15 protein-coding genes are annotated in these 15,429 nt (G+C 66.5%); 4 read left to right on the forward strand and 11 right to left on the reverse strand.

Going from position 1 to position 15,429, the window contains the following annotated elements; all coding sequences use genetic code 11:
* Nucleotides 1-207 precede the first annotated feature (207 nt).
* A complete protein-coding gene (locus ASC63_RS00300; protein ID WP_055808652.1) occupies nucleotides 208-456 on the forward strand; it encodes a WhiB family transcriptional regulator in 249 nt (82 codons plus the stop codon).
* 91 nt (nucleotides 457-547) lie between these two features.
* Here ASC63_RS00300 and ASC63_RS00305 read toward each other — a convergent pair whose 3' ends face one another.
* From ASC63_RS00305 to ASC63_RS00315, 3 genes are read right to left on the reverse strand one after another with little or no spacing between them, the layout of a single operon-like run.
* The gene (locus ASC63_RS00305) at nucleotides 548-2,038 is read right to left on the reverse strand and encodes a sensor histidine kinase (RefSeq protein ID WP_055808654.1); all 1,491 of its coding nucleotides are present in this window, start codon (nucleotides 2,036-2,038) and stop codon (nucleotides 548-550) included.
* A 31-nt stretch (nucleotides 2,039-2,069) separates the two neighbouring features.
* On the reverse strand, nucleotides 2,070-3,365 hold the full coding sequence (locus ASC63_RS00310; RefSeq protein ID WP_200936695.1) for an AAA family ATPase: 1,296 nt from the start codon (nucleotides 3,363-3,365) through the stop codon (nucleotides 2,070-2,072).
* 2 nt (nucleotides 3,366-3,367) lie between these two features.
* On the reverse strand, nucleotides 3,368-4,006 hold the full coding sequence (locus tag ASC63_RS00315) for a hypothetical protein (RefSeq protein ID WP_055808656.1): 639 nt from the start codon (nucleotides 4,004-4,006) through the stop codon (nucleotides 3,368-3,370).
* 123 nt (nucleotides 4,007-4,129) lie between these two features.
* Here ASC63_RS00315 and ASC63_RS00320 point away from each other — a divergent pair, with 123 nt between their 5' ends.
* Both ASC63_RS00320 and ASC63_RS00325 read left to right on the forward strand, forming a co-directional pair.
* A complete protein-coding gene (locus ASC63_RS00320) occupies nucleotides 4,130-4,414 on the forward strand; it encodes a helix-turn-helix domain-containing protein (protein ID WP_055808658.1) in 285 nt (94 codons plus the stop codon).
* A gap of 63 nt (nucleotides 4,415-4,477) precedes the next feature.
* Entirely contained in the window at nucleotides 4,478-4,873 is a 396-nt protein-coding gene (locus ASC63_RS00325) for a DoxX family protein (protein ID WP_055808660.1), read from the forward strand.
* A gap of 28 nt (nucleotides 4,874-4,901) precedes the next feature.
* On the opposite strand, the gene ASC63_RS00330 is transcribed toward ASC63_RS00325, so the two are convergent.
* Nucleotides 4,902-5,504 carry a hypothetical protein gene (locus ASC63_RS00330; protein WP_055808662.1) on the reverse strand — a complete coding sequence of 201 codons (603 nt, stop codon included), beginning with the start codon at nucleotides 5,502-5,504 and terminating at the stop codon, nucleotides 4,902-4,904.
* 203 nt (nucleotides 5,505-5,707) lie between these two features.
* On the opposite strand from ASC63_RS00330, the gene ASC63_RS00335 reads away from it, so the two are divergent.
* On the forward strand, nucleotides 5,708-6,169 hold the full coding sequence (locus tag ASC63_RS00335) for an Rv3235 family protein (RefSeq protein WP_235491683.1): 462 nt from the start codon (nucleotides 5,708-5,710) through the stop codon (nucleotides 6,167-6,169).
* Here the strand turns inward: ASC63_RS00335 and ASC63_RS00340 are convergent.
* From ASC63_RS00340 to mtrA, 7 genes are all read right to left on the reverse strand, one after another.
* Nucleotides 6,166-6,609 carry a DUF2871 domain-containing protein gene (locus tag ASC63_RS00340; RefSeq protein WP_055808663.1) on the reverse strand — a complete coding sequence of 148 codons (444 nt, stop codon included), beginning with the start codon at nucleotides 6,607-6,609 and terminating at the stop codon, nucleotides 6,166-6,168. The genes ASC63_RS00335 and ASC63_RS00340 overlap by 4 nt on opposite strands.
* A 118-nt stretch (nucleotides 6,610-6,727) precedes the next feature.
* Nucleotides 6,728-9,541 carry a preprotein translocase subunit SecA gene (gene secA / locus ASC63_RS00345; RefSeq protein WP_055808665.1) on the reverse strand — a complete coding sequence of 938 codons (2,814 nt, stop codon included), beginning with the start codon at nucleotides 9,539-9,541 and terminating at the stop codon, nucleotides 6,728-6,730.
* Nucleotides 9,542-9,660: 119 nt separating this feature from the next.
* On the reverse strand, nucleotides 9,661-10,356 hold the full coding sequence (gene hpf, locus ASC63_RS00350; RefSeq protein WP_055808667.1) for a ribosome hibernation-promoting factor, HPF/YfiA family: 696 nt from the start codon (nucleotides 10,354-10,356) through the stop codon (nucleotides 9,661-9,663).
* Between the two features lie 113 nt (nucleotides 10,357-10,469).
* On the reverse strand, nucleotides 10,470-11,138 hold the full coding sequence (locus ASC63_RS00355) for a ComF family protein (RefSeq protein WP_082486934.1): 669 nt from the start codon (nucleotides 11,136-11,138) through the stop codon (nucleotides 10,470-10,472).
* 104 nt (nucleotides 11,139-11,242) lie between these two features.
* Nucleotides 11,243-12,940 (reverse strand): GerMN domain-containing protein, encoded by a 1,698-nt coding sequence (locus ASC63_RS00360; RefSeq protein ID WP_055808671.1) that lies wholly within the window; start codon nucleotides 12,938-12,940, stop codon nucleotides 11,243-11,245.
* Nucleotides 12,937-14,688, reverse strand: a complete 1,752-nt coding sequence (gene mtrB / locus ASC63_RS00365) for an MtrAB system histidine kinase MtrB (RefSeq protein WP_082486936.1) — start codon at nucleotides 14,686-14,688, stop codon at nucleotides 12,937-12,939. Before mtrB ends, ASC63_RS00360 begins: the two co-directional genes overlap by 4 nt.
* 11 nt (nucleotides 14,689-14,699) lie before the next feature.
* On the reverse strand, nucleotides 14,700-15,386 hold the full coding sequence (gene mtrA, locus ASC63_RS00370; RefSeq protein ID WP_055808673.1) for an MtrAB system response regulator MtrA: 687 nt from the start codon (nucleotides 15,384-15,386) through the stop codon (nucleotides 14,700-14,702).
* Nucleotides 15,387-15,429 lie beyond the last annotated feature (43 nt).

Here is a 15,429-nt window from a genome sequence, read left to right on the forward strand (position 1 = left end):
CAAGGTTTCGTATCGGGGGTTAACAGGGTTATCCCAAGTAAAACCCTTGATTTGACCGATGCTCTATGGGAGCATATTTGAGGTCGAGTTATCGCTCACAGGGTCGTGGGCAGGTCTAATCCCCATGGATCACCCACCCTGAAACTCGACGCTTCCCTCGCATTCTAGGCCGTTCGGCCATGCACTCAGCAATAAAGGAGCACCCCCATGGACTGGCGCGACAAAGCCGCCTGCCTGACGGCCGACCCGGAACTCTTCTTCCCCGTAGGCAACACCGGCCCCGCCGTCGATCAGATCGACAAGGCAAAGGCGGTCTGCGCCCGCTGCACCGTCACCGAGGTGTGCCTGCAGTACGCACTCGAGACCGGCCAGGACTCGGGCGTCTGGGGTGGCCTCTCCGAAGACGAGCGCCGCGCGCTCAAGCGTCGCGCCGCTCGCGCCCGCCGCGCCTCTTAGGCCGCACCGCCGACCTGTTCGGCCTCACCCTCATTTCGCAGCGCACCCCGTCCTGGCGAGGGGTGGCACACGAAATTGTCGTGATTTCGCGTTACTTGGCGTTGAGGTAGCGCAGGGGAACCTCGATGGTGACCTCGGTGCCCTGGCCCATCATGGTGTGCCAGTCGATGATTCCGCCGAGTTCGCCCTGGATGAGGGTGCGCACGATCTGCGTGCCGAGGCCCGAGCCGACCTTGCCTTCGGGCAGCCCCGATCCGTTGTCGACGACCTTGACCACGAGGGTGTCCTCCGAGCGCTCGGCCGTGATCTCGACCTCGCCCTCGCGCCCCGCCAGGCCGTGTTCCACGGCGTTCGTCACCAGTTCGGTCAGTGCCAGGGCCAGCGGAGTGGCGTACGCACTCGGCAGCTCGCCGAAGCTGCCCGACGACTTCGGGTGCACCGTTGTGTTGTGGCTCGCCGCCACCTCGGCCACGAGCAAAAGAACCCGGGCGAACACGTCATCGAAGTCGACGATCTGCGCCAGTCCCTCCGAGAGCGTGTCGTGCACGACGGCGATGGCCGCCACACGCCGCTGCGCCTGATTGAGCGCCTCCCGCACCTCGTCCGAGTGCGAACGCCGGGCCTGGATGCGCAACAGCGACGCGACGGTCTGCAGGTTGTTCTTCACCCGATGGTGAATCTCGCGGATCGTCGCATCCTTCGTGATGAGTTCACGCTCCTGATGCCGCAGCTCGCTGACGTCGCGACAGAGCACGATGGCGCCCACCCGCTCGCCGCGGTTGCGAATGGGGATGGCCCGCAGCGAGACCGTGACCCCGCGCGCTTCGATGTCGGTGCGCCACGGCGCCCGGCCGGTGACCACGAGCGGCAGCGACTCGTCGACGGTCATGCGGCCCGCCAGAAGCTGCGTCGTGACGGCCGCCAGCGACTCGCCCTCGAGTTCTTCCGTGAAGCCCATGCGGTTGAACGCCGAGAGCGCGTTCGGACTCGCGAAGGTGGTGATGCCATCGACGCCGAGCCGAATCAGACCGTCGGATGCGCGTGGCGCGCCCCTGCGCGGCCCCGTCGGCGCGCCCAGATCGGGAAAATCCCCCGAGGCGATCATCGCAAAAAGATCGTTGGCACACCCGTTGAAGGTGAGCTCCTGGCGACTGGGTGTGCGCGCCTCGCTCAAGTTGCTGTGCCGGGTGATCACCGCGACTGGAATGGGGTCGGTGTCCGGAGAATGCGCGCTCAGGCGACGGATGACGGGAACCGCGCGCACTCGCGTCGGGGTCTCCTCGTACCAATCCGGCGCAGCCGAGTCGACGATGACCGCCGTGCGGTATGCCTCGGTCACCTGGGCGCGCCACTCCGCCTTGATCTTCTGCCCGACGAAGTCCCGGTAGAAGAGGGTGGCCGCACTCGACGGCCGGGCGTGCGCGACGGCGACGAAGTCGTCGTCATCCGTGGGAACCCACAGCACGATGTCGGCAAAGGCAAGGTCGGCCAGCAGCTGCCAGTCACCGACGAGCATGTGCAGCCATTCGACATCCACCGAGGAGCGGCCCTGGGCAAGGATGAGTTCACTGAGCGTCGACACGGATCTACAGTAGCCGCTTGCGCGTCGACGATCAGCCGTGACCGGCGGACTCCGCCGGGGATTCGGCTGGCGATTGAGACGGCAACCGTCGCGGTTGCCGTCTGCTGAATCGGGCGGCCCGTCTTCCGGCGCGGGGTGCCGGATCACCAGCGGGCAGCAGGGTCGAGTCGACCAGGCGCCGTACGGCGGCCCTTGCCGGTGATCTCGGTGCGGTATCGCGCAGTGTCTTGCCTGCGAGCACCGCAGCGTCGAAGGCCTGGGCATCGTGCGGCACCAGCACCGGAGACTCGATGCCGGCGAAGCGGGCCAGGGTCGAGGAGACCTGCCCGAATGGGTTCAGCCCGACGGCCGCCGCACGCACCCGGTTCATCACCACGCTCACGCGAGCCTGGGGAAACTGCTCAACGAGGTCGACGTGGGCTCGCAGGAAACGCGAAATGCCCACCGGGTCGGCGAGCCCCACCGCGACTATTCGATCGGCCGCCCCCAGTGCCGCGATGGTTGCAGCGTTGCGCCTCGGTGCGAAAAGATCGCTGGAGATCTCCTCATCGCTCTCAATGCTGAAGCCGGTGTCCATCACGAGATAGTCCACCCAGTGCCGGCATGCCTCGATCGTTGTCGTGACCCGATCCGCCGTGAGCTCCGGCCATCGCGTCGGGCGGCCGATTCCGCTGAGCACCCAGAAGGCCCCCTGTGGTGAGGAATAGCGACCCGCGATGCGCTCGAGTTCGGACTGGTTGAGGCTGTCGGTACCGGCGAGCCGGCAGGCCGCGGCGAAGCCGGGCGCCTCGTCGAGCATTCCGAGCGCGGGTGCAACGCATCCGCCGTAGGTGTCGACATCGGCAAGAGCCACCCGGTGCCCGCGCGCGGCAATCTCCGCGGCGATGGTAATGGCCAGCGAGGTGCGGCCGGGCGCCCCTGCCGGGCCCCAGACGGCGATGACGGTTGCCGCCCTGCCCGTCGTGCGCGGGCCGAGCCGCGAGGGAACGGCGGGCCCACCGGTCAACACCGTCTCGATCTCTCCCCAGGGCGCCGCCGCATCGACGACCTCATACAGGCCGAGGGATGCCGCGTGCCGCCTCTCCAGGTCGCTTGAGGCGAGGGCTATCAGACGAACCGCGCGGGCGTCGCAGGCCGCGATGAGCCCCTCGCTGAGATGTTTGCGCGAGGCGCCGACAAGCACGACGTCGGGCAGGTGCTCCTGGAGCAGCGCGATGATCTCGGCCGCTGAACGCAGCCGCGCGATGATCTCATGGCCGCCTGCCACCATCTCCGCGCCGAGCCGGTCTTCCACCCGGTGGTCCAGGGCCAGGGCGAGGGTGACCATCTTCAGTGCCCCAGCGGCGTGCTGACCGCCACGACCGAGATCACGTCGCCGTTGGCCTGGGCCTGCAACACCGCAGCGATCTTCGACTTGGGCACCCGTACTTCGAGCGAGGCGGAGTCGCTCGTGCTCACCATTCCCTTGTCGGTGATCAGCCGCACCACGGTCGAGGAGCCCGCGAGCACCGTGGGTGCACCGTAACTGCCGTGTTCGAGCTCCGATGCCGACCACACGTCGACGACCGCCCCGGGCACTATCGAGGCGGCGAGCACCCCCTGAACGCTGAGCACGACGCTCGCGGTCGTGGCCGAATCGACGGTGCCGACTGCCGAGAGCGGTACCAACTCTCCCGGAGCAATCGCACGCGTCACCACGAGACCGTCTTCGGGGAGACGGTCCACGCTCAGGTAGCGCTTATCGAGGGCTCCGAGGCGCACCTCCGTGCGGTCGAGATCAGACGCTGTCACCCGTTGCCCCGCCGTGAGTGCCGAAGACGCGGCATAGACGGTGGTGGTGTGATCGGCGGCGGAGACGACGGCGTACACACCGCCGACGGAGGCGACGACGAGCAGAATTCCTATGGCGAATCGGGGATCGAACCAGAACGTGCGGCGGGCGCGGCCCGGGGCGGCTTGGGTGGCCATCCGTCTCCTTCGCGGTGCATCATCGGTGGATGTTCGTGTCTCTATGGTGGCTTTTCCGACAGACGCGCGTGAAAGTTATCCACAGGCGCGCGATGAGGGGTGGCTCGGGGCGATAATCGAGTCATGGGGATCGACACACCTGAATCGCTCGGCCGCTTTTTGACGGTCGCCGACGCTGCGGAGATCCTCAACGTGCTGCCCGCAGACGTGCTCACCATCGTGCAGTCCGGCGAATTGCCGGCCATCAAGCTCGGCGCAACGGGCAAATGGCGCATCGAACGCGTCGTGCTCGAGGCGTACATCGACGCCATGTACGAGGAATCCCGGCGACGCAGCCTCTGGCAGCAATCCGACTTCGCCAACATCCCGGAACTCTCCGGAGGCAAGATCATCCGTTCGGAGGGCTGAGCCGGGCCGCACGCTCGCTCACGGTCGCTGCGGCATCCGCCCGCCATACGGAAGAATCGCAGGATGCCCACGACGCCATTCGCCATCGCCCAGCTTGTCGTCTGCGTCGCCCTCGCGATCGTCTTCGTCGCGATGGGGACCGCCCATTTTCGACCGAGGTCTCGCCGTGTCATGGCACGAATGATTCCCCCTGCCCTGCGCTTCGACGGCCTCGCCCGTCCGGAGATACTGGTGGCATTCACGGGAGTGTGCGAGATCGTCGGCGGCGTGGGGCTGCTGATTCCTGCCGTGCGGCTTGCGGCCGGCGTCTGCCTGGCCGTCTTCCTCGTCGCGGTTTTTCCGGCCAATGCCTATGCCGCCCGCAATCGCGACCGCTTCGGCGCGCTGGCCGTGCCGCTCATTCCGCGGCTCATCGCACAGATCCTGCTCATCGCCCTCTGCATCGTCGCGGTCATCTAGGGCTCCAGCGACGAGCACCCATCCATCGTCAGAGGCGCACGAGGCAGAGCTGCTCCAGCGGAATCACGCGGAGTTGTGCGACGGCGCTCGCCCGCCGGGCGACACCCGATTCGTGCACGGCCAGATCGAGATGATCGCGCCCGACACGGTCGATGGTTCCGTGCAGGATGCCCGCACGCGTGTGCACTTCAACACCGGCCCTCCTGCGACACAGGTCACGCAGCACGAACGCGATACCGATGCGATCGACCAGCTGTGGGGCGCTCGTCTGCCGCGTCTCGGGCTCAAGGCTCTGCCGGGCCTGGGCGGGAGTCAGCAGCACTGCGGCTATTGCGCCCAGCGGAAGCACACACTGCGAGTCGCGTCTCGATTCCTCGATGAGGTCGGCGGCGAACCAGTCTTTGCCGAAGGTGCCGGGGCGCACGTTCACGATCAGGCCCGTCACGAGTTGCACCGAGATGCCACCGTATGACCCCGGCGGCAACCCCCTCGTCAGCGCTGAGATACGCTCACGCAGCGAGATGCGGCCGAGGCGCAGCCTCTCTTCCTCCGCGCGCAGGTCGACCTCCTCGGCGCCAAGCTCTTGCTCAAGCTGCGACTCGAGGTCGTCGAAGAGGTTGTCCCAGCGCATGCAGCGACCGTACCGAATACGCGCGCCGCGCAGGAAAGTTATCCACAATCACAAAGTGAACGTAGACAGTGGCGGGCGAAATCTGGTTGAGTTACCTCTCGTAACGGGTCTACCCCCATTAAGGGGTAGACCCCGAGAACGTCACTCGAACCACCCGCATGTTTTGGGCATCCGGCCCAGACAGCAGCCCCACGGGAGTCAGCATGAGTCACGCCGCGTCTTCGTTCCGTCCCGAGGACGGACCACGCAGAAACGGCGCGAGCAGCGAGAGCGAACCCTTCGACCCGGAGTCGTTCTTCGGACTACAGCGAACGCCCGGCCATGAGCTGCCCGATCCGGCGCCCCTTCTGGAGAACCTCAGCCGCTGCGTCATCGAGGTGCTCGCGGGCGCCAGGGAACTCGACCAGCTGGCGCGGTGGGTGACCGACGATGTCTATCGCCATCTGCTCAAGCGGGTCGTGCTAGCCGCCCGCGCCAGGCAACTGAAGTCTGCGCCGATTCGCCGACCGCAGATCACGATAGGCCGAACGCTGCTCTGCCGCCCGCGCCCCGATGTCGTGGAGGCCGTGGTGATGGTGCACAACCGGGCGAGGTCCCGGGCGGTGGCCATTCGGCTCGAAGGACTCGACAGCCGCTGGCGGGCCAGTGTGGTCTCGGTGCTCTAAGACACCACCGCGGCGGCGTCTGCCGTCTTGCCCGCCGCGGTGACGCGCGAACCAAGGGCGAGGAACAACAGCACCATGCCCGCGGTAAGCAGAATGTGACCCAGACCTGCGATGCCGGAGATGGCGGCACTCGTCTCGGCGCCCACGACGCTCTGCATTCCGTGCACGACCATCATGGCGGCCGTCACCAGCAGGCCGACGTTGTACACCCAGAAGAACCACGAGAACAACGGACTCTTCGAAAGCGTGAAGACCTTCTCGAGCACGAGCACTATCAGCAGCACGACGAAGCCGAGCACGAGCAGGTGGGTGTGCACGACGGAGAGTTGCGTGAACGTCGCATCCGTGACGTGGTTCGCCTTGGTGAACTCACGGTAGAAGAAGCCGGATGCGACTCCGAGCACCATATAAGCGAAGGCGGCGTAGAACAGTTTCCTCATGGGGTTTCTCCATCTCTTGACGATGGATCCCAGTCTCACCGAACACACCCGCACGGCGAATCGTCCGAAAGTTCTAATCGCCGCGTGCCAGCGGCGGCAGCAGGCTACCGCGGTCGCGTTAGTTCTTCTTCTTGCCCTGGGCTCGACGCTCGGCACGATTCGCCGGCGCCTCGGCGTTGCCATCGACCCGCTGGCCGAATGCACCGCGCTGCGGAGGCCCCTGCTGCTCGGGCGCCTCTTGCTGGCTCGCTGCGCTCTCTGCCTGCCGCTCCGCCCGCTGCGCGCGCGCCGTCGCCGCCTGCTCGATCTGGCCCCGGTCGTTGCGCACCTCGACGCCGCCGGAATCACTCGGCGCGGAATAGCTCAGCTTGTTCTCGTCGGATTCGCCACGCGCCAGGCCCTTCGCGGCAACCTCGAGCTCGCCGGGAGCCTGGTTCACCTCGACCTCGAGGTTGAACAGGAAGCCGATGGTCTCTTCGCGAATCTGCCCCATCATCTGCTGGAACATCGCGTAGCCCTCGCGCTGGTATTCGACGAGCGGATCGCGCTGAGCCATGGCCCGCAGGCCGATGCCGTCTTTGAGGTAGTCCATCTCGTACAGGTGGTCTCGCCACCGGCGGTCGATGACCGAGAGAACCACACGGCGTTCCAGCTCGCGCATCGCCGGGGAACCGAGCGTCTCCTCGCGGCGCTGGTAGGCGAGCCGGGCATCCGAGAGAATCTCGCGGCGCATGAAGTCGCGGTTGACGCGGCCGCGGCTGCCCGCCTCGGTGATGACCTCGTCGATCGAGACGTCGACCGGGTAGAGCGTCTTCAGCTCGTTCCACAGGGCGTCGAAGTCCCAGTCGTCGCCGTTGCCGTCGCCGGTGTGCACACCAAGAATCTCGTCGACGACGCTGGTGAGGAACGCCTGCGTGCGCTCGTGCAGGTCGTCGCCCTCGAGAATGCGCCGACGGTCGCCGTAGATGGCCTCGCGCTGCCGGTTGAGCACGTCGTCATACTTGAGCACGTTCTTGCGAATCTCGGCGTTACGCGCCTCGACCTGGCTCTGGGCGCTGCGGATGGCTCGGCTGACGACCTTCGATTCGATGGCGAGGTCATCCGGAACATTGCTGCGACCCATGAGGCTCTCGGCGGCACCCGAGTTGAACAGGCGCATGAGATCGTCGGTGAGCGAGAGGTAGAAGCGGCTCTCCCCCGGGTCGCCCTGGCGGCCCGAGCGTCCGCGCAGCTGGTTGTCGATGCGGCGGGATTCGTGACGCTCGGTGCCCAGCACGTATAAGCCGCCGGCATCCCGAACCTTCTCGGCCTCTTCTTCGACCTCGGCCTTGACACGGGCGAACGCCTCATCCCAGGCGGCCTCATATTCCTCGGGCGTGTCGACGGGGCTGAGCCCCTGGGCGTCGAGTTCGGCGACGGCAAGGAATTCGGCGTTGCCACCGAGCATCACGTCGGTGCCACGACCGGCCATGTTGGTGGCGACGGTCACGGATCCGAGCCGGCCGGCCTGGGCAACGATGGCCGCCTCACGCGCGTGGTTCTTGGCGTTCAGCACCTCGTGCCGCACGCCCTTCTTGGCCAGCAGCCTGGAGAGGTATTCGCTCTTCTCCACGCTCGTGGTGCCCACGAGAACCGGCTGGCCCTTCTCGTGACGCTCCACGATGTCTTCAACCACCTGACCGAACTTCGACTCCTCGTTCTTGTAGACGAGGTCGGACTGGTCCTTGCGCACCATGGGCTTGTTCGTGGGAATCGGCACGACGCCGAGCTTGTACGTCGACATGAACTCGGCGGCCTCGGTCTCGGCCGTACCGGTCATGCCGGAGAGCTTCTTGTAGAGACGGAAGTAGTTCTGCAGCGTTACCGTTGCCAGTGTCTGGTTCTCGGCCTTGACCGCCACGCCCTCCTTGGCCTCGATGGCCTGGTGGATGCCCTCGCTGTACCGGCGACCCATCAGGATTCGACCGGTGTGCTCGTCGACGATGAGAACCTCGCCGTTCATCACGACGTAGTCCTTGTCTTTCTTGAACAGCGCGTTCGCCTTGATGGCGTTGTTCAGAAAGGAGATGAGCGGCGTGTTCGCCGACTCGTACAGGTTGTCGATGCCGAGGTAGTCCTCGACCTTCTCGATGCCGGGCTCGAGCACGCCGACGGTTCGCTTCTTCTCGTCGACCTCGTAGTCCACCTCGGCGGTGAGCCGCTTGGCCAGGCTGGCGAACTCGTTGAACCACCGGTTGGCCTCGCCGGATGCCGGCCCCGAGATGATGAGAGGGGTGCGCGCCTCGTCGATCAGGATCGAGTCGACCTCATCGACGACGGCAAAGTAGTGGCCACGCTGCACCATGTCGCTCTCCTGCCACGCCATGTTGTCGCGCAGGTAGTCGAAGCCGAACTCATTGTTGGTGCCGTAGGTGATGTCGGCGGCGTACTGTTCGCGGCGTTCCTCCGGGGTCTGACCGGCCAGGATCACACCCGTGGTCATGCCGAGGGCGCGGAAGATGCGGCCCATCAGCTCGCTCTGGTAGCTGGCGAGGTAGTCGTTGACCGTGACCACGTGCACACCACGGCTCGTGAGCGCGTTCAGGTAGGCCGGCAACGTTGCCACGAGGGTCTTGCCCTCACCGGTCTTCATCTCGGCGATGTTGCCGAGGTGAAGAGCGGCACCACCCATGAGCTGCACATCGAACGGTCGCATGCCCAGCGTGCGCTTGGATGCCTCGCGCACCGCCGCGAACGCCTCGGGCAGCAGGTCGTCGAGTGATTCGCCATTGGAATAGCGCTCGCGCAACTCGACGGTCTCGCTCTTCAACTCGTCATCGCTGAGGTGGCCGAAGTCTTCCTCGAGCGCGTTGACGGCCTTCGCGTAGTTCTGCAAACGACGCAGGACGCGCCCCTCACCAACACGAAGAACCTTTTCCAGAACTGAGGCCACGGATGCACTCCACTTGTTGTCTCGGCGCCGCCGGCGCCTGTCGTCCGGTCGGACGCGCGAGCAACCGACCGCAGCCGGCAACTATAGCAATGCTAGCGGGGTGCAGGGTGTGTGGCCGCTCAGTTCGCGAGCTTGCGGCTCGCGGTGGCGACCTCCTGAAGTTCTTCGGCATTCTCGTCGAGGGCTATCACGCCGTAGTCCCAGCCCTTGCGCCGATAGACGACGCTCGGCCGGTTGGATTCGTCGTCGATGAAGAGATAAAAATCGTGGCCGACGAGTTCCATGTAATAGAGCGCGTCGTCCACCGACATCGGAACGGATGCGAAGACCTTCTTGCGAATGACGACGGGACAGTATTCGTCGTCAGCGTCGACGAGCTGCTCCGACTCGGGTGCCGTGGATCCGGCGCCGACTCGCTCCAGCACCTCGGCGGATGCCGGCGTGATGTCCACGACGTCGAAGCCTCCCGTGCTCGCCTCGCGCAGCGAGGTCGGCCGGTGGTTGCCGCGATGGATCTTTCGTCGATCCTTGGCCCGACGCACGCGTTCGAGCAGACGCCCCATGGCAACATCCAGCGCGGAATACTTGTCCGTCGCTGTGGCCTCTGCGCGCACAATCGGTCCCGGCCCGATGAGGGTCAGCTCAACCCGGTCTTCGCCGCTCTGTCCGCTCGGCTTCTCGTTGTGGCGACTGACTTTGATCTCCAGGGCGAGCGCTCGCTCCGCAAGATGAGAGACCTTGCCGGCCTTCTCGGATGCGTATTCCCGAAATCGATCAGTAACCCCCAGGTTGCGTCCGACGATGTCAATTTCCATGACGACCTCCCTGATCTAACGTGCCACCCGCCCGGCTCGTCAGGGCGGGTCATCCACGCCTTTACCCCTACCGTAGTGCCGACGTCTGGATAAGTCATCAGCCGAGCCGAGACTCACAGTCGCCTCGCTCGCCTCAGCGGCGTGTGGGCTATCACGGCCGCCCCGAGAACCCTGCCACCGCACGCCCGAATGGCCCGCTCGGCCTCAAGCAGGGTTGCACCGGTGGTGAGGATATCGTCGATGAGCAGCCAGTCACTACCCGCTGCATGCGCGTTCGACCGCAGGGATCCGCGGCGGTTCTCGGCCCGCGCCGAGAGCCCGAGCCCGGCCTGGTCTTCGGTCTGTCGCACGATGCGAAGCGGATGCGCGGCGCGCAGCCTCGCACGCGCGAGCACGAGTTCCACGGGATGGTAGCCACGCCGTCGGTACGCCAGCCGCGTGGACGGGATGGTTGCCAGCCGCACCGGGCGCCCGGGTGGGCTCGGTGATGGCCGGGTGGCGAGCGCCGCAACGACGGCGGCTCGCAGGGCAGGCGCGAGGGCGGAGGCGGCATCCGTTCGCCCGCCGTCCTTGTATGCCAGGAGCACACGACGCGCCACGTCGCCGTAGTCGAGCGCTGCGCACACCCTCAACGACGCCTCATCCCCGAGCTGGATCTGCCGTGGCACCGGAGTGAGCGCGCCCCGGCAGGAGTCGCAGAGCGCACGGTCGTGTGCGCCGCATCCGCTGCATTCGGTGGGGGCGAGTACGGCTAGCGCATCGAGTAACGCGGGAATTCTCACCCGGCAATCGTGGCCGAGCGCGGGGAGCCGCGGCCGGTATCGGGTTCACTCTGTGCGATCTGCCCTCGATCGCCCCGCTGTGCAGGAGGGGTTCACGCGGCGCGTCAGCGCGGTGCGCCGAGCTGGGTCGCCAGCACCGTGACCTTGCCCACCCGTTCCTGCCATCCGGTGCCACTGACCGCCTGCACGGAACCCGCAGCGGTGAGCACCCAGTACGCCGGAGACCCGGCCGCGCCGACAATCGTCTTTCCACCGGCCGGGCCGCTGATCTGCTGGCTCACTCCCCCGATCTGCTGGGTGGTCACGGTGGTCTCACCGCTTGCCGACGTTCCGAGCATGGCAACCGTCAACTGGTCGACCCAGGTGGCCGACACCGGGGTGCCCGCGCCGATGCTCAGTTCGAGAGGCTGGCCCAGTCGAGTGGGCACATTCCCCTCACCGCGAATGACGGCGGCCGCCACGAACGTGGTGACCGAGCCGGTGCGCAGCAGGGCGATGACCCGCGTGCCGTCGCGCGAGACCGAGAGCGAGATGATCGAATCGGCCCCGGTCCAGTTCGTGGCGACGGCGGTCTGCACACCATCGTTCGACGTTGCCATCAGCGCCCCGGGCTGCCCGCCCGGCACGCTCCACGTGTAGCCGTACACATCCAGAGCCGGCGCTATCAAGCCCGGCCGCGCATCGACCCGTGTCGCCGTCTCGGAGGCGCCGTTCACCGCGAATACTCCGGTTTCCGCGAGCACGGCTGCGGCATCCTGTGCGGCCGAAACCGTGACGGACTTCGGATGCAGCGCCGCAATCTTGGTGGACAGCCCCGGGAGCATTGCGATGCTGTTGCCGCTGGCGAAGCCGAATTCGGAGGCGTACTGAACGAGCGGTCGCGGGTCGACCTGCGGATCGCTCACGGGCAGATTACCGCCGGAGAGGTCTGGAATAGGCTGCTTCGCGCCGTCGATGAGCACGTCGACACCGCCGACGGATGCGCCGTCGAGCAGGCTGCGCTGAAGCTGATACTTCATGCGTTCGAGAGTGACCTGGTCCGCCGCGGCGGCCGCATCGTTGAGGTCGACCTCGGCCCGCCCGTTGGGCGCAGGAACGGAATCCACGGTCAGTTGTGTGCCCTGCGGGAAGGCGGTGGCTACCGCTCCCTGGCCAAGCCATTTCGCCGGGCCCGCCAGTAACGCCTTGACGATGCGCGTCGGGGTCGACACGCGCGCGGGGAACCAGCGCAGGTCGGGCACGAGCGAGGTGAAGTTGGGATTGTAGAAGTACAGCGTGCGTGAGCTGAACACCGTCTTGAACGTGGAGAGGTCGATGACCACTCCGTTGGGCGCGGTGGAGATTCGCCACTGGCCTGCGGAATTCTTGACGAACTGATAGCGCAGCGTGACAGGCGTCGACGCCTCCGATTCACGGTAGGCTCCCGTCGCATCGATGTCGGCCACCGGGCGCACGGAGAGCTGCCAGCCCGCCGAGGCAAGCTCGCTGTAGTCGCGGCCGGAGCCCTGGTCGACGGTCACGCTCTCGTCGGGATTCCACGTTGCCTGCAGCTTCGGTGTCAGGTATTTGCGCGCCGTCGCATAGTCGCCCTGCGGGCTCGACGCCGCCTCGACGAAACCGTGCAGGATGTCACTCTGCGATGCGTCTTTCGCGGGGCCCGCTGGAATGTAGTCGAGCGTGAAATCCTGGTTGTTCGAGGTGATGGCCGCGCCCTCCTTGACGCCGCCAGAACTCGGAATGCTGGCGCATCCGGCGAGCGCAAGAACACCGACAAGAGCGAGAAGTCGGATGCCGTTCCTCATGATTCCCTCTCTTCCGTCTCGCGCACCGCTGTCTCGTGCGCCGCCGTCTCGTGCGCCGCCGTCTCCTGCTCCGCCGTCTCCACGGCAGCGGTGCCGAGCGATCTGCCGTCGACGACCGGCGCGGTCTCGATCGTTCCCGCGTCCTCGGGCGGCAACGGAAGCGGCGAGCTGAGAATTGCACCACCGGTCTCGCGGGGCAGGGTGAGCCTGAAACACGAGCCCTCTCCGGGGGCAGACCACAACTGCAGCCAGCCATTGTGCGCCGTCGCGTCCTCCAGCGAGATGGCGAGTCCGAGCCCGGTGCCGCCGATGGTGCGCTTGCGCGAGGGATCCGCCCGCCAGAAGCGGTCGAAGACATGCGTTGCCGCCTCCGCACTCATGCCGGCCCCGTAGTCACGCACCGAGAGAGCGACGGCGCCCTCGTTGCTGTCCACCGAGACGACGATCGGCCTGCCCTCCCCGTGCTCAATCGCGTTGCCGAGCAGATTGCGCACGATGCGACGGATGCGACGCGGGTCGAGCGCCACCTCACCGTAGCCGCCGGGGGCATCCATTCGAATCGGCGAGCCGTTCTGCTCCGCCAGCGGTTGCATGTCTTCCACGCACTCCTCGACCAGCCTGACGAGGCTCGTCGGCTCGGCATCGAGCATGGCCGAGCCGGCGTCGTAACGGCTGATTTCCAGCAGGTCGGAGAGCAGCAGGTCGAAGCGTTCCACCTGGGTGTGCAGCAGCTCCGCCGTACGCGCCGTCGCCGGCGGAAAATTCTCGCGCTGGTCGTAGATCACGTCACCGGCGAGCCTGATCGTCGTGAGGGGCGTGCGCAACTCGTGTGAGACATCCGAGACGAAACGCTGTTGCAGCTGCGAGAGCGTGGCCAGCTGGGTGATCTGCTTTTGCAGGCTGTCTGCCATGCCGTTGAACGAGGCCGCGAGCGATGCGAAGACATCCTCGCCGTGTTGCGGAATGCGCACGGCAAGATCTCCGGCGGCCAGCCGTTTACTGGTCTCGGCCGCCACCCGGATCGGCTGCACGACGAAGCGCACGATCACCCAGGTGACGGCGCCGATCAGCAGGATGAGGGCCAGTCCGGCCAGCAGCAGGGTGCGCTGCACGAACGCCAGGGTGCTCTCGGCGTCGCTCAGGTCGTAGCCGATGTAGAGCTCGTAGCGACCGGCCGTGGGCAGCGAGAGTTCTGAACCGACGACGATGCCGGGATCGCTCGAGCCGTCCTCCGCGTTCAGCGCAACGGACTGGTAGTACTGGTTCACCGAATCCTTCTGCGTGCCCGACTTCTGCACCGCCGTGCGCAGCTCCGCGGTGATGTCCTGTTCGCTCAGGCCCGGGCTGCGAAAGTCCTGCGGAGCCAGCGCCGCCGCATCCTGGCCCGGGGCGCGATAGGCCGCCACGAGCCGGCTCGAGGTCGCCGTGCCGATGGATGCGAGGGCGTTGTCGAGCAGGTGGCGCACGGCCGCACCGTCGGAGACATCCGCGGCATCGAGCGTGCTCTGCGCCGACGAGGTGGCCCGGGCCGAGTCGCGCAGCGCCTGATCGAGCCTGGACTTATAGAGGTCGTTGCCTATCGAGAACGACATGTAGATGCCGGTCAGCAGAATGGCGAGCCCCGTGAGCAACAGCGTGATGGCCACGGTGCGCAGCTGCAGTGAGCGCCGCCACGAGCCGGCCACGGCCGACGGCCACGACCGCCAGTTGCGCCAGTCGACACCGAAGAGTCGACTCAGATCGGTCATGATCGGCTGAGCTACGCGACCGCGGCGGCCGCGCGGTATCCGACCCCGCGCACCGTCATGACGATCTGGGGATTGTCCGGATCGTCCTCGATCTTGGCGCGCAGGCGTTGCACGTGCACGTTGACCAGCCGCGTGTCGGCCTTGTAGTGGTATCCCCACACCTGCTCGAGCAGCATCTCGCGGGTGAACACCTGCTGCGGCTTGGAGGCGAGCGCGAGCAGCAGGTCGAACTCGAGGGGCGTGAGGTTGATACGAGTGTCGCCACGGCGCACCTCGTGTGCCGCAACGTCGAGGTGCAGATCACCGATGGCCAGCCGTTCCGCGGCCGGCTCGGTGGCAGGTGGGCGCAGCCGAGTGCGGATGCGTGCGACAAGCTCCTTCGGGTTGAACGGCTTGACCATGTAGTCGTCCGCTCCGGATTCGAGGCCCTTGACGACATCCGCCGTGTCTGTTCTGGCCGTGAGCATGATGATGGGAACACCCGATTCGGCCCGGATGCGCCCACACACCTCGATGCCGTCCATGCCGGGCAGCATCAGGTCGAGCAGCACCAGGTCGGGTCGCGCACTGCGGAATGCCTCGAGGGCCGCCGCCCCGTCTTCGCAGAACTGCGTGTCGAATCCCTCCGTGCGCAGCACGATGCCGATCATTTCGGCCAGGGCCGTGTCGTCGTCGACCACCAGAATTCGACCGTTCATATACCCGTTTTCCGCCGGGGCCCGTTGCGACAGTGCCGTGGGC

Origin of the sequence: Leifsonia sp. Root112D2, assembly GCF_001424905.1 — a bacterium.
Classification (GTDB): Bacteria; Actinomycetota; Actinomycetes; order Actinomycetales; family Microbacteriaceae; genus Root112D2.

Coding starts and splice junctions, on each gene's coding strand:
- ASC63_RS00300 (WP_055808652.1), top strand. CDS start 208: ATGGACTGGCGCGACAAAGCCGCCTGCCTGACGGCCGACCCGGAACTC.
- ASC63_RS00310 (WP_200936695.1), bottom strand. CDS start 3,365: ATGGTCACCCTCGCCCTGGCCCTGGACCACCGGGTGGAAGACCGGCTC.
- ASC63_RS00315 (WP_055808656.1), bottom strand. CDS start 4,006: ATGGCCACCCAAGCCGCCCCGGGCCGCGCCCGCCGCACGTTCTGGTTC.
- ASC63_RS00320 (WP_055808658.1), top strand. CDS start 4,130: ATGGGGATCGACACACCTGAATCGCTCGGCCGCTTTTTGACGGTCGCC.
- ASC63_RS00325 (WP_055808660.1), top strand. CDS start 4,478: ATGCCCACGACGCCATTCGCCATCGCCCAGCTTGTCGTCTGCGTCGCC.
- ASC63_RS00330 (WP_055808662.1), bottom strand. CDS start 5,504: ATGCGCTGGGACAACCTCTTCGACGACCTCGAGTCGCAGCTTGAGCAA.
- ASC63_RS00335 (WP_235491683.1), top strand. CDS start 5,708: ATGAGTCACGCCGCGTCTTCGTTCCGTCCCGAGGACGGACCACGCAGA.
- ASC63_RS00340 (WP_055808663.1), bottom strand. CDS start 6,609: ATGAGGAAACTGTTCTACGCCGCCTTCGCTTATATGGTGCTCGGAGTC.
- hpf (WP_055808667.1), bottom strand. CDS start 10,356: ATGGAAATTGACATCGTCGGACGCAACCTGGGGGTTACTGATCGATTT.
- ASC63_RS00360 (WP_055808671.1), bottom strand. CDS start 12,940: ATGAGGAACGGCATCCGACTTCTCGCTCTTGTCGGTGTTCTTGCGCTC.
- mtrB (WP_082486936.1), bottom strand. CDS start 14,688: ATGACCGATCTGAGTCGACTCTTCGGTGTCGACTGGCGCAACTGGCGG.
- mtrA (WP_055808673.1), bottom strand. CDS start 15,386: ATGAACGGTCGAATTCTGGTGGTCGACGACGACACGGCCCTGGCCGAA.